The sequence below is a fragment of the Acidithiobacillus sp. TH-A117 genome, from assembly GCF_057473465.1.
The window spans coordinates 165,766-179,209 of sequence record NZ_JBYCKQ010000022.1 but is presented as its reverse complement, the minus strand read 5'-3'; the positions used below and the strand labels follow the sequence as shown (position 1 = coordinate 179,209).

Sequence of the window (13,444 nt, the reverse complement as noted above, 5' to 3'; positions counted from 1 at the left end):
ACAAATGATCCGAATCCTGGTCTTGAACAGCAAGGGCGGTGCGGGAAAAACCACCGTAGCCACCAACCTGTCCAGTCTGCTGGCCCTGCATGGTTCGGTACTCCTCGCCGATCTGGATCCCCAGCAGTCTTCGTTCAACTGGTCCCGGCGTCGCTCTCCCCAACTGCCCAAACTGCAGGTGCTGGAAGATGCCGAACGGGACTTCCGGGATTATCCGCTCAGTGATTATGTGGTGATGGATGCCCCGGCCGGCCTCAAAAAGAAGCGTCTGGAAGACATGCTGGGAGAAGTGGAAGTCCTGCTGGTGCCCATTGGGCCTTCAGTATTCGATCTGGACGCCAGCCAGTTGTTTCTCAAAAAACTGGAAGAAATCAAACGTTACCGCAAGGGTAAAGTACGGATGGGGGTCATTGCTAACCGCGTCAACGCCCGAACGCGGGGTGCCCAGCACCTGCAGACCGTGCTGACCGAATGGAACCTGCCGGTCGTGGCCACCTTGCGGGACAGTCAGATGTATGTACGCGCAGCCCAATCCGGGGCAGGCATTGCTGACCTGCGTTCGACAGAAAATCGTCAGGAATTACCGCAATGGGCACGGATATTACAGTTTGTGAGGGAGGATAGTGGTGGAAGAGGAACTTAAATTACAAATCATGGAGGACACTCCCGCTGTCTGGAAAAGTATTGTCGCTCATCCACTGCTCGCCATCACCAAAGCCCCTCCTCTTCAGCTCCATGCCTTTTATTTTGACAGTCGGGATAACGCCTTGCAGCGCGCGCGCCTAGCTTATCGAATCCGCCGCGAAGACGATGCCTGGGTAGCCACCCTCAAGGCCAGTGGTCAGTCAGCGGGAGGGCTGCACCAACGCCCGGAATGGAATGTGCCGGTGGATAGCAATACTCCCGATCTCAGCGTTTTTCAGAACAGCGAGGCAGCCGCCTTGCTGGCGCCCTATCTGGAACTATCCCTGCAGGTGATTCTGGAAACGCGCTTTGAACGCAATGAAAGCCGCGTCACCCACAATGGCAGCGAAATCATTGTAGCGCTGGATCGTGGCGAAATTCTCGCCCGGGGGCAGCGCGAACCCATCCGCGAAGTGGAACTGGAACTGGCCCAGGGGGATGCGGCAGCGGTGCTCGAAATGGGGGCGGCACTTTGCCGGGATCTGCCGTTGATTCCTGACCAGGAAAGCAAACTCTTTCGTGGATTGCGCCTTGCCGGACTGCTCCCCGAAGAAAAACCACGCGATAATGCCCTCCCCCTGCGGCGTCGGGAAAATGCCGGAGCCGCTTTCAGCCAAATGTTCATCTGGCAGCTCCAGCAGATCATTCATGACACCCGCAAATATTGGGCCAAACCCGATGCCGAGAATTTTCACGAATTGCGCAAAAGCGTGCGCAGTTTCCGGGCCAACCTGCGTTTCTGTCGGGCTCTGGATTCCGCCGACCCTCTGCAAGCCTTCCGCATACCCCTTCAGGAGTGGTTTCATCAGCAAAACCTGCAACGCGATTATGAAGCTTTGCTGAGTTATTGGACAGAAATTGCTGCCATCCTGGAACTGGAGCCCGCTCATCTGCAGGATGTATTGAAAGGGCAAATCCCCAAAGCATCAGGACAGTTGCCACAGTTAGTGGCCATCCTATTGAGCATCTGGGCGCAGTTAATCCGTCAGCCGCTGCATCAGGATGTAACCCTGCAGGATTTCAGCGAGGCGCAACTCCAGCGGGAATACCGCAAACTCATGGTGGCTGGCAAGCTATTGGCCGAGCACCCGGAGGCTCTGCATCCCCTGCGCATTCGCATCAAGAATTTCCGTTATGTGCTGATGACCCTGGCACCCTTGTGGCCGGGCAAGGACAGCAAGGCGCTGCTGAAATTACTGGCCACCCTGCAAGGCATCGCCGGTGAAATCCACGATGCCGACATAGCCGGTCAATACCTGAAACCATTGGCCAGCCAGCGTAAATCAGGCGTCGCCTTTCAGGCCGGCGCACTACTGGGCTTTCTGCTGGGACGCGAGGCACGACTCCGCAAAAAATTTCACAAATTCTGGTTACGCCTGGAATCCACTGCCCGGCCCTGGGATATTTGACCAGGGTATTTGGTCATTGCGGAAGTATCCATTTTAAGCACCACTCGGATATGCACGCTGGATGACTTCGGCCAGGTCCCGGGACAGATGGGGCTTGGCGGCCAGCAGTTGCAAGGCTTGAATCATGGCTTTCTGGCGGACCTCGTCATAGCGCTGCCAGCGACTGAGAGGCGTGGCCAGGCGTGCAGCAGTCTGAGGATTGATATCATCCAGGCGGCGGATCTGCTCAGCAAAAAAAGCATAACCGGAACCATCGGCGGCATGAAAAACCGTGTGATTCACGGTAAAAGCCCCCAGCACGGCACGTACCCGATTGGGCACCTTCCAGTCAAAGGCCGAATGTACCAACAGGTGCTGGACATGGCGCAGGGCATCAGCACGGGGGGCCATGGCCTGAATCGCAAACCACTTGTCGATCACCAGCGGATAATCCTGCCATTTCTGATAAAAATCCATCAGGATATCTTCGGCATCATGGAGGGGATGCTGGACCAGCAACTGGAATGCCGCCAGGCGATCGGTCATGTTATCCGCCTGCACATATTGCTGCCGGGCATGCAGGGTCATATCGTCTTCACGATGGCGATCACTGTACACCAGATAACTCAGGGCCATATTGCGCAGGCGACGACGGCCGATAGACAGTCCATCCCGCGCATACGCTCCGGCCAGATCATGGTACAGATTCAACCATGTGCCGTGAAAATGATGGCCAATATGGCTGAGCAGAGCATCCCGTGCCTGATGAATGGCATCCACGGCAATAACCGCCATTTGTTCACCCACATAATCTTCACTGGGTAAAGACAACAATTCGGCCCGGAAAGCCGGGTCCATAGTGCCATCCTGTAAGGTGGAGGCCAAAGCCCGTTCCAGTGCATCCGGCAAGTGCTGTACCGTTCCCGGATTCTGTGCACCGGCCAGGAGGGCTTGCAGGGCCAGTTCCTGGATACTTTCCCAGCGATTGAAGGGGTCATCATCCACACAGGCCAGAAAACTGCGGGACTGTTCGTCCAGTGGATTTTCCAGCCGCACCGGCGCGGAAAAACCCCGTAACAATGAAGGTATCACCGGATCGGGTTGTTCAGTAAACGTCCAGCTTTGGGTGGCTTCTTCCAGGACCAAAACCTTCTCGCGGTCGCCACGGCTATCCAGTGCGGTTTTTTCGCCCTGAGTATTGATCAGGGCCATGCGCACGGGAATGGGTACCGGCTCTTTATGCGCTTGCCCCGGGGTGGCCGGCGTACTTTGCGACAGGGTCAAAGTATAGGTATGGGCCTTGGGATCATAGACGCCCTGGGCTTTGACCAGCGGCGTACCGGCCTGGGCATACCAGGTACGGAAGCGCGACAGGTCCGTGTGGTTGGCATCTTCCAGAGCCTCCACAAAATCCTCAATGGTCACTGCATGCCCGTCGTGTCGTTCAAAATAGAGATCGGTACCGCGCCGAAAACCTTCCTTACCCAACAAGGTATGCAGCATGCGCACCAATTCCGCCCCTTTTTCATAAACCGTGGCGGTGTAGAAATTATTGATTTCCGAGTAGGCATCGGGACGCACCGGATGGGCCAGGGGACCGGCATCTTCCGGAAACTGAGCGGCACGCAGGCGGCGCACATCGCCAATCCGCTGTACTCCCCGGGAATTCATGTCAGCGCTGAATTCCTGATCGCGAAACACTGTCAAGCCTTCTTTTAGACTGAGTTGAAACCAGTCGCGCAGGGTCACCCGGTTGCCTGTCCAGTTGTGGAAGTATTCATGGGCAATGACCGACTCAATGCCTTGATAATCGGTATCCGTAGCCGTTTCAGGACTGGCCAGTACATATTTGGAATTGAATATGTTGAGCCCCTTGTTTTCCATGGCCCCCATGTTGAAGCTGTCGGTCGCCACAATCATGTAGCGATCCAGATCATATTCGCGTCCATAAACTTTTTCATCCCAGCGCATGGCCCGCTTCAGACTTTCCATAGCCTGGCTGCAGGCCCCCAAATCCCGTTCAGCCACATAAATTTCCAGGGCCACCTGCCGTCCGGATTGCGTGGTAAAGGTATCACGCATGGCGGCCAGATCACCGCCCACCATGGCGAACAAATAAGCTGGCTTGGGATAAGGGTCTTCCCAGCGGGCCCAATGAAAACCCTGGGCATCTTCTCCCTGGGCCACACAATTACCATTGGCCAGCAAGACCGGACAGGTATCCTGTGGCCCGTGCAGGGTAACCGTAAATTTAGCCAGACAATCCGGGCGATCCTGATAATAGGTAATACGCCGAAACCCCTCTGCCTCGCATTGGGTCAGAAACTGCCCCCCGGCATGGTATAAACCTGATAGCGCCGAATTGGCGGCTGGATGAATGCGTACCCGGGTTTCCAGCACAAAATCCGCCTCCGGATTCAGGAGAGTCAGCCCTGCCCCATCCAAAACATAACTGTTTTCAGACAACAACTGCCCATCACGGCGAATCTCCAGCAACTCCAGTCCTTCGCCATCCAGATGAATCTCCTTGACTGGCTCCGGGCTCTCCCGCAGAAAATGCAAACGCGCTGACACCTCGGTATTTTCGGGATCCAGATGTACATCCAGGGCGATCTCGGTAATCCGGTATGCCAATGGCTGATAATCGCCCCGATGAATCAGCGGAGTAGTTTCTGAGTTGATCATCATTGACAGGCTCCATTTTCCAAGCTACCAATATGCTGCACAAAATCCCCCAGGCTTGAACTATCCAGGCCGTGGGCCAGAACAGCCTGATGCTGGGCATTACAATAAATCAGGGTAGGCGTAGCAACCTCGCCGCTGTCGCTGAGCAGCTTGGTATTGTTTTCTACTGCCGCCAAAGTGGCCTGGTCAGGATGCTGCGCGGGCGCAATGCCGCCCTCTTCCGTGGCCTCGTCAAAGCCCTTTTCATTGGCCGCCATGGCCGCAGCCGGGTCACTGGCCCCCAGAATCGCAGCAGCTTTACCGGCACTGCTGGGCTTCAGGAAAGCCACCACCACATAGCGGACCCGCAGTTTACCCGCTGCAATGAGGGGCTGAGCTTCTTCATAAAACTTGTGACAGTAAATGCAGTTAGGATCCACAAAGGCGGTAATTTCCGGTCCTTTGCTGCCCAGCACAAAACTGTCGGCATGGGCGGCTTTTTCGGCCAGCGTGGCGGCTGTGGCCGGCTTGGGGATGAGTCCCAGCTTGATCATATCGGCATGGGCGGCATCCTGACCCTGCCGGTTCAGCACGGGGCCGGCCACCAGATACTGACCATCACCGGTGGCATAGGCAATGGTGGGATGTCCTTCCATGGAAACCTCAATGCCTGTCAACCCCCCGGGGCCGGGAAACACTTTCTCAGCGCTGGCCTGACCGTGGGTAACCTCATTGAGCAGCTGTTTGGCCCCCTGCAGGCTCAGAATCTGGCTCGTGGCAGTGTCGGGACTGATAGCAAAACGCTCAATGACCGCCCCGGTCAAACCGCCAATAATCAACAGCCCCACCGCCAGCGCAATCGAAGATTTATCCATGAATGAAAGGGATCCTGTGTGTTCCGTGAGTAATAACCTGTGATTGTAAACCGCTGTAAACGCCAAGGCCAGCACAGCGACCGCCGCCAGGAGAAAGTCGGCACCAGTCAGATGCCGCTTGGGTATTTGCGAGAAATGGTTTTAGAGATTCTGGCCCAGGCGCAGCAGCCCCACCACCTTGCCCTCGACCTGCAGCTCGTCGCGGGTCAAATCAACGGTGATGGGAGAAAAATCGGGATTTTCGGGCAAGAGCCGGACTTGCGTGCCGTCGCGCTGCCAGCGTTTGACGGTGACTTCGCCATTCACCCGCACCACCACCATCTGGCCATTTTGCGGAGTAAATCCCGGCTCCTGGCGCACCGCCAGAATATCCCCATCGAGAATACCGGCATCGCGCATACTCATGCCCAGCACCCGTAACAAATAATCCGCTCCCGGCGCAAACAGGCCGGGGTCCACCGGCAATTGCCCCTCGCGGAACTCTTCGGCAAGCATCGGATAACCCGCCGCCACCCGCCCCACTAAAGGCAAGCCCCGGGAGGACAGATAGCCGCTTTCCGTTCCGTCATCGACCAGACGAATACCCCGTGCCGTACCCTGCTGCAGCTCCAGATAGCCCTTGCGGGCCAAGATACGCAGATGGGTTTCGGCGGCATTGGGAGAACGAAAGGCAAAGGCTTTCATCAATTCCGCCCGGGTGGGCGGCAGGTTATCTTCTGCTACCCGGCTGCGAATCCAGGCAAGAATTTCCGCCTGTCGCGGGGTCAGTGCATTCACGATTTGTCTCCGCAATAATTCCGAATTATCATCTATCTGTATTTTTATACAGCTTTCGACAAAATGCAAGATTTTTCAGTGAAAACCCTCTTGAGATAAAGCTCAGGTTTTTCCTAAACAGCGCACAGAACCGGACACTTCCACAGACATGGCGGACTCGCCCGGTGCGCTCGCTACCGGCGCCTGCACCGCCATCATCAGTGGCACCGGTCCAGGAGTAACGCGGGGTGCCGAAATACGCACGGTATCCAGGACACTCTGGTTATACCCAAAATCCTTGCAATAATTGCTGGCACGTTCTCTGAATCGCGTAATGGCCTGCTTGGCGGCTTGCGCTTCGGCCGCCTGCCGCACGCTTTCACTGGGTTCGGCACGCATGGAAATCAACTCCAGACGGGACTGCAATTTACCGAGAACATGATCGAGCTGCGACGACTGGGGACCGCGAACCTGCAATAGCTGTTTTACCGTCCAGCCCGAGGGTTTACCATCCACATAATCGCGCTGGGAATAATAATTCAGGGTTTGTGCCTGTAAGCCTTTTTCAGCGCTCAGCTGCTGCAAAGCCCAATGCATTTTGGCGTTGACCTGTTGCGCCAAATCCGCCGCATCTGCTCCGCTGGCACTGGCTTGCATTTGCGCCAGCATCACCGTATTAGCCACATGGTATGATTGCTGTACTCCCAGTTGAATCAATTGTGTCCCCGTATCTGCTGAAGCCAGCAGTGAAAAAGGTAACAACATCCAGAGTGATAATTTCATGCGTTGCTTCATGTTTTCCTCGCTCATTCATGTACCCAGACGAAAAATATCAAGAATCCGATCACGCCGCAGCCAGTGCGCGCAAAACATGCCTACATGACCTATCCAGTAAGCCCATACCAGATAGAGCAAGGCTTTGTGCAATGGAATCACATTCAACAACACTGCTCCCGGTGGCGTGCCGCCCTGGGGCAGGAAAAAGAAAATAACGGTCCCTGTCAACGCCATCCAGCTGATCAAAAGCAAACCCAGTCCATGTATCAGAGCTGCCAATCCGGGAGCAGGCCCCGGAGGGCGGAGGCGACCATGATACAACGCCCGCAGATCATCCCAAACGGGCTGCCATGGTCCTCGCCATGGGAAAAATTGCTGACGCATCCGGGCAGAAGTGGCTATCCAGAGCCACTGCCAGAGCAGAAATAGCGCCGTTGTCAAACCTACCCAGGCATGAAAACTGAACAGCAGCTGGGTGAAGCTGGCATAATCCGCATGTTGCCAGTCGGGTGTCATCCATAGAGAACTCAGTAATTGCAAAGTTACCCCGATGGCTATTCCCGCATGCAGCCAACGCGCTTCCTGCGGCCACAGATTTTGCTGTTTTGCTGCAGAATCGTTGTCGTTCATCCATCCTTCCCAGATTACATGAGTGCATATGACGGCTTAAACTACCTGACTTCAAGCGAGTATTCGAGAGTTCTTTCACGGCAAAATGAAGATTTCCTAGGCATCCTTGAATCAGAATCCGAAATCCTAATAAGCAAACCGCCAGAATATCAGCAATGCGCTTGTCCAGAAGGGTTTCCTTGACTATCTTTTATTCAGAGTCCGCACTCGGATTTGTGGGGGAAAATTCCATGACTGGAAAATACATTCGTTTTTTCAAGGAAATACACATCGAAGACGTTCCCCTGGTGGGAGGCAAAAATGCGTCGCTGGGGGAAATGTACCGGGAGCTTACTCCCCAGGGAGTCCGGGTTCCCAACGGCTTTGCCATTACCGGCGAAGCCTACCGTTATCTGCTGGATCAGGCGGAGGCCTGGCCTGCCCTGCACCGGGCGCTGGATGATCTCGATCCCGATGACGTGCGCGATCTTGCCCGACGCGGCGCCAAAGCCCGGGAAATTGTCTATAGCGCGCCACTTCCCCAGGATCTGCAAAATGAAATCCTTGAAGCCTACGGGCAATTGCGTCAGGAATACGGAGACAGCCTGTCACTCGCGGTGCGCTCATCCGCCACGGCTGAAGATTTGCCCACGGCCAGCTTTGCCGGACAACAGGATACCTATCTGAATATTTCCGGGGAGGCTGCCCTGCTGGATGCCTGTCGACGCTGTTTTGCCAGCCTCTTTACAGATCGGGCCATTCATTACCGCGTCGATCAGGGCTTTGATCATTTCAAGGTAGCCTTGTCCATTGTCATCATGAAAATGGTGCGTTCCGATCTAGCCACCAGTGGCGTCATGTTTTCCCTGGACACGGAAACCGGTTTTCGGGACGCCGTATTCATCACCGCGTCCTGGGGGCTGGGAGAAAACGTGGTACAGGGCACCGTCAATCCCGATGAATATTATGTATTCAAGCCCGCCTTCAAGCAGGGCAAAAAAGCGGTGCTGCGCCGGGTGTTGGGCAGCAAGAAAATCAAGATGGTGTATACCGAAGGGGATACCCGCCACGGCACCCGTAACGTACCCACCCATCGCGAGGAACAGGAACGCTTCTGCTTGAATGATGCGGATATTTTCGTCCTGGCTGACTACGCCATCAAGATTGAAAATCACTACAGCCAGAAAATAGGCGAAAGCCGGCCCATGGATATGGAATGGGCCAAAGATGGTCTGGATGGATCCATCTATATGGTCCAGGCCCGCCCGGAAACCGTCGCCTCTCAGAAAAAAGGGCAGATACTGGAAACCTATATACTCGACAAACAGGGAGAACGACTGGGCAGTGGTCGAGCTGTGGGCAGCAAGATTGCCTCGGGACCGGTTCGGATTATCCGGGATATTCAACATCTGGGTGAATTTCGTCCCGGGGAAATTCTGGTGGCCGACACCACCACTCCGGATTGGGAACCCGTCATGAAACATGCCGCTGCCGTCATTACCAATCGGGGGGGACGCACCTGCCACGCCGCCATTATCGCGCGTGAATTGGGCATACCTGCCGTTGTCGGTGCGGAAACAGCGACGGAAATATTGCATGATGGGGATGCCGTCACGGTTTCCTGTGCTGAAGGCGATCTAGGGATGATTTATGCCGGACGCCTGCCTTTTACCGTGCAGCATACGGATCTTGCCGTTCTGCCCCGGCCTAAAACCAAGATCATGATCAATCTCGGTAATCCGGAAATTGCTTTCCAGACCGCCAATCTGCCCAATGATGGTATTGGCCTGGCGCGCATGGAATTCATCATCAGCAATACCATCAAAGCCCACCCCATGGCGCTTCTATATCCCGAAAAAGTGCAAGATCATCAAACCCGTCAGACTCTGGCCAAATTAACCCGAGGCTATGATCAGGCTCAGGATTTTTTTGTGGAAAGACTGTCTGAAGGGGTAGGCACTCTGGCAGCCGCTTTTTACCCCAAACCGGTGGTTGTGCGTATGTCCGATTTCAAAAGTAACGAATATGCTGCGCTGCTAGGCGGCCGTTATTTCGAGCCCGATGAGGCCAACCCCATGCTCGGCTTCAGAGGTGCTTCCCGCTACGCCCATCCCGCTTACAAGGAAGGCTTTCATCTGGAATGTCTGGCCATGAAAAGGGTGCGCGAAACCATGGGTCTGGATAATGTCATTATCATGCTGCCCTTCGTCAGACGTGTTCAGGAGGCTGATGCCGTGCTGGCGCAGATGGCCGAATTTGGTTTGCAACGGGGTGAAAATGGTCTGAAAATTTATGCCATGTGTGAAGTCCCTAATAATGTGCTGTTAATTGACGCTTTCGCCCAGCGCTTTGATGGTTTTTCCATTGGCAGCAATGATCTGACCCAGCTCACTCTCGGCGTCGATCGGGATTCAGAAATAGTCGCTTTTGATTATGACGAACGTGATGAGGGCGTCAAAACCCTGATTCGTCTGGCAGTAGAGGGCTGTGCCCGCAACGGTATCCATTCCGGACTCTGTGGTCAGGCACCCTCGGACTATCCAGAAATGGCAGAATTTCTGGTGGACATCGGCATCCAATCCATGAGCCTCAATCCCGATACCGTCATCAAAACCACCCTGCACGTACTGGAACTGGAAAAGCGAGGAACGCATTGAATATTCAACCGGTATTACTGGTGATTTTTGACGGGTTCGGCCTGAATCCCAATCGCGCCTACAATGGCTGGGCGCAGGCCCATACCCCGCAGCTCGATCATTATTTTGCCAGCTTTCCCCACACCGCCCTGCAGGCCTCCGGGCGGGCCGTGGGTTTGCCTGACGGTCAGTTCGGTAACTCCGAAGTCGGTCATTTGACACTCGGTTCCGGGCGCATATTGCTCCAGGATATAGTCCGCATATCCGCCAGTTTGAGCGATGGCAGCTTCTCTCAAATTCCAGCCTGGCAAAATACGCTCAAGGGGACCAAGCGCCTGCACCTGGTCGGCATGGTCTCTGACGGCGGCGTGCATTCCCATATTGCCCATTTGCTGGAGATTCTGCCTCTGGTGGTCGAGGCTGGTGTGGAACCCATCATCCACATGATCACCGATGGCCGGGATACCGCCCCGCAATGTGCCGACCAGTTCACAGGGGTTCTGGAAAAGCGCTTACATGCATTGGGCAAGGGCCAAATTGCGACAATCTGTGGCCGCTATACCGCCATGGATCGCGCCAATCACTGGGAACGTACCCGACAAGCCTGGGCCGCCCTGCTCAAGGGTGAAGGCCTGCAGGCCAGCAGCGCCGTAGCAGCGATCCATGCCGCCTGGCAGCGTGGAGAGGGCGACGAATTCATCCAACCGACCATCATTGGCAATCCCCGGGAAAACCGTATTGGTGAGCATGAACCCGTGTTTTTTTTCAACTTCCGCTCGGATCGCATGCGGCAACTGAGCGCGGCCATTGCCATGCCGGAGTTTACCTATTTTGACCGGGGAGCAGAAAAAGCCCGAAACGCCCTGTGCATGACTTCTTATAATGATGAGTATCCCTTTCCAGTGCTTTTCCCGCCGGAAATTCCCCATAAAGTGCTGGCGGAAGTCATCAGTGATGCCGGGTTACGGCAGTTTCATTGTGCAGAAACTGAAAAATATGCCCATGTGACCTATTTTTTCAACGGCGGGCGGGAGGAACCATTTCCCGGAGAAGATCGGGAGATCATTCCTTCACCCCAGGTCGCCACTTATGATCTTCAGCCGGAAATGAGCGCCCCCCAAGTGGCCGACCGGATTATCGCCGCCCTTGAAAGTCAGCAGTATCATTTTGTCATCGTCAACTTTGCCAATGGCGACATGGTCGGCCATACTGCCAAAATCCCAGCCATTCTCCGCGCTGTGGAAACGCTGGATCTGCAATTTCATCGGGTTGTCCAGGTCGCCCGGCAACGGGGCTTCAAAATTATCCTCACGGCCGATCACGGCAATTGTGATGAAATGGTTGATCCCCTCAGCGGCGAGCCCCATACCCAGCACACGGTCTATCCGGTACCCATGCTGCTGATGGGCCACGAGGGTGCCAGATTGGGTATCGGCCGTGGCACAGCCGATATTGCCCCCACCATTCTTGATCTCATGGGAATTCCCCAACCCCCGCAAATGACCGGAAAAAGCCTGATCCTCAAGGATACTCTGTATTGAAAACAACGAATTCGGCAGGGAAAGTCCATACCGTTCACCCGGACCATGCCACCATGACCGGGATTCTCGACAATAGTCCGATGCTACCCCTGCATTACCGGATATGGGCTTTATCCACCGGAGGGACGCTACTGAGCGGGGTGTCCATGTTTTTACTGGGCGTCACCCTGCCCCTGGTCATACCCCGCTTTGCAATGCCGGCCAGCAGTGTCGGCATGGTGGCGGCAATGCTCATGGGCGGCACAGTGATCGGCGCCCTTCTTGGCGGTCATCTGGCAGATCGCTGGGGGCGCAAACCTATCATGATCGCTGACATGATCCTCTTGATTATAGCGGCCTCATTAGCGGCTTTTGCTCCCAACGCCACTATACTCACCCAGGCGGAACTGCTGCTGGGAATTGGTGTTGGCATGGATTTCCCGGTTGCCAGCAGCTATCTGGCCGAATTCATGCCCCAGGGCCGACGGGGACGCATGATGGCGGCATCCATTGCCATCCAGTCCGTCGGCATGCTGGCCGGTGCCGGTCTGGCTATTTTACTGTTACAGCATGCCCAATCTGGTGATGACACCTGGCGCTGGTTGCTGGCTGCCGAAATACTGGTGGTACTTCCCTACTTGGTTGGGCGACTGAGATTACCCGAGAGTGTACGCTGGTGTATGGGTCATGGGCGCAATACTGAAGCCGCGAAAATCCTGCTGCGCTTTGCACCGGATAAAAAAAGCCAATTGCAGCAGATAGCCCAAAACCTCGGCAGAAAACGGCATCATGTCGCGAAAATTCCACCCGGCCATCATCTTGGCCTGGCCACTTTATTTTCGCCGGAGTACCGTCGCCGCACCCTGCTGGTTACCCTGCCCTGGTTTTTTATGGATGTAGCCACCTATGGCATCGGTTTGTTCACAACCATCCTGCTCGGCAGCCTGCGGAGCAACCTGCCCGCATTAAGTTCTACACTGAGTCGGGATCTCGGTAATGCCCTGGACAGCGGGAAAGTGGACATCTTTCTTTTGCTGGGTTCCCTGCTGTCGCTCTGGGTTGTTCCCAAGCTGGGCCGCATCCACATGCAACTCATTGGTTTCGCCGGAATGATCCTTGGTATGGGGGTATTGCTGGACAGCGCTCTGCATAATCGGTGGGATCAGAACACCAACTATTACCTGATTCTGGCCGGATTCATGCTCTTCAACCTGTTCATGACCATGGGTCCCAATGCCACCACCTTCATTTTGCCCACGGAAATGTATCCTACCCAGGTCCGTGCTTTCGGCGCTGGATTTGCTGCAGCCGTCGCCAAAATCGGGGCGACCATCAGCGTTTTTCTGCTGCCCCTCATTCAGGCGCGCTGGGGGCTATCGGCCGTTTTGGCATTGATGATCCTGGTCAGTCTGCTCGGTCTGAGCATCACCTGGTTTTTCCGGGTGCAGGGTCACGGCAAAACCCTGGAAGAACATCATGGTCCAGCAGTTCCGCAATGACTGGACCTGTTCACCCGCAACTAATAGTTGCAGCCT

General features: G+C 55.3%; 10 protein-coding genes. 5 read left to right on the top strand and 5 right to left on the bottom strand.

Going from position 1 to position 13,444, the window contains the following annotated elements:
• Positions 1-4: 4 nt before the first annotated feature.
• Together AC2VLR_RS05185 and AC2VLR_RS05180 are read left to right on the top strand one after the other, a co-directional pair.
• On the top strand, positions 5-643 hold the full coding sequence (locus AC2VLR_RS05185; protein ID WP_486881162.1) for a nucleotide-binding protein: 639 nt from the start codon (positions 5-7) through the stop codon (positions 641-643).
• Positions 627-2,093 carry a CYTH and CHAD domain-containing protein gene (locus AC2VLR_RS05180; protein WP_486881161.1) on the top strand — a complete coding sequence of 489 codons (1,467 nt, stop codon included), beginning with the start codon at positions 627-629 and terminating at the stop codon, positions 2,091-2,093. The genes AC2VLR_RS05185 and AC2VLR_RS05180 overlap by 17 nt, the downstream gene beginning before the upstream one ends.
• A gap of 33 nt (positions 2,094-2,126) precedes the next feature.
• Here AC2VLR_RS05180 and pepN read toward each other — a convergent pair whose 3' ends face one another.
• The 5 genes from pepN to AC2VLR_RS05155 all read right to left on the bottom strand — a co-directional run bounded on the left by pepN (position 2,127) and on the right by AC2VLR_RS05155 (position 7,774).
• Positions 2,127-4,760, bottom strand: a complete 2,634-nt coding sequence (gene pepN, locus AC2VLR_RS05175; protein WP_486881160.1) for an aminopeptidase N — start codon at positions 4,758-4,760, stop codon at positions 2,127-2,129.
• Positions 4,757-5,611 carry a thiol:disulfide interchange protein DsbG gene (gene dsbG / locus AC2VLR_RS05170; RefSeq protein WP_486881159.1) on the bottom strand — a complete coding sequence of 285 codons (855 nt, stop codon included), beginning with the start codon at positions 5,609-5,611 and terminating at the stop codon, positions 4,757-4,759. The genes pepN and dsbG overlap by 4 nt, the downstream gene beginning before the upstream one ends.
• Positions 5,612-5,752: 141 nt before the next feature.
• Positions 5,753-6,388 (bottom strand): transcriptional repressor LexA, encoded by a 636-nt coding sequence (gene lexA, locus AC2VLR_RS05165; RefSeq protein WP_486881158.1) that lies wholly within the window; start codon positions 6,386-6,388, stop codon positions 5,753-5,755.
• Between the two features lie 102 nt (positions 6,389-6,490).
• Positions 6,491-7,162, bottom strand: coding sequence for an SIMPL domain-containing protein (locus tag AC2VLR_RS05160; protein WP_486881157.1), 672 nt, complete (start codon positions 7,160-7,162; stop codon positions 6,491-6,493).
• A gap of 15 nt (positions 7,163-7,177) precedes the next feature.
• Positions 7,178-7,774: a cytochrome b/b6 domain-containing protein gene (locus tag AC2VLR_RS05155; protein ID WP_486881156.1), complete on the bottom strand. Its 597-nt coding sequence runs from the start codon at positions 7,772-7,774 to the stop codon at positions 7,178-7,180.
• Positions 7,775-8,004: 230 nt separating this feature from the next.
• Here AC2VLR_RS05155 and ppsA point away from each other — a divergent pair, with 230 nt between their 5' ends.
• Genes ppsA through AC2VLR_RS05140 form a run of 3 tightly spaced genes read left to right on the top strand, consistent with a single transcriptional unit; the run spans position 8,005 to position 13,408 of the window.
• A complete protein-coding gene (gene ppsA, locus AC2VLR_RS05150) occupies positions 8,005-10,410 on the top strand; it encodes a phosphoenolpyruvate synthase (protein ID WP_486881155.1) in 2,406 nt (801 codons plus the stop codon).
• On the top strand, positions 10,407-11,930 hold the full coding sequence (gpmI, locus tag AC2VLR_RS05145) for a 2,3-bisphosphoglycerate-independent phosphoglycerate mutase (protein ID WP_486881154.1): 1,524 nt from the start codon (positions 10,407-10,409) through the stop codon (positions 11,928-11,930). Before ppsA ends, gpmI begins: the two co-directional genes overlap by 4 nt.
• On the top strand, positions 11,927-13,408 hold the full coding sequence (locus tag AC2VLR_RS05140; protein ID WP_486881153.1) for an MFS transporter: 1,482 nt from the start codon (positions 11,927-11,929) through the stop codon (positions 13,406-13,408). Before gpmI ends, AC2VLR_RS05140 begins: the two co-directional genes overlap by 4 nt.
• Positions 13,409-13,444: the final 36 nt, after the last annotated feature.

What these genes read in the sequence shown, in the direction of transcription:
- ppsA (WP_486881155.1), top strand. Translation starts at nt 8,005, where the DNA reads ATGACTGGAAAATACATTCGTTTTTTCAAGGAAATACACATCGAAGAC.
- pepN (WP_486881160.1), bottom strand. Translation starts at nt 4,760, where the DNA reads ATGATGATCAACTCAGAAACTACTCCGCTGATTCATCGGGGCGATTAT.
- AC2VLR_RS05160 (WP_486881157.1), bottom strand. Translation starts at nt 7,162, where the DNA reads ATGAAGCAACGCATGAAATTATCACTCTGGATGTTGTTACCTTTTTCA.
- AC2VLR_RS05185 (WP_486881162.1), top strand. Translation starts at nt 5, where the DNA reads ATGATCCGAATCCTGGTCTTGAACAGCAAGGGCGGTGCGGGAAAAACC.
- dsbG (WP_486881159.1), bottom strand. Translation starts at nt 5,611, where the DNA reads ATGGATAAATCTTCGATTGCGCTGGCGGTGGGGCTGTTGATTATTGGC.
- AC2VLR_RS05155 (WP_486881156.1), bottom strand. Translation starts at nt 7,774, where the DNA reads ATGAACGACAACGATTCTGCAGCAAAACAGCAAAATCTGTGGCCGCAG.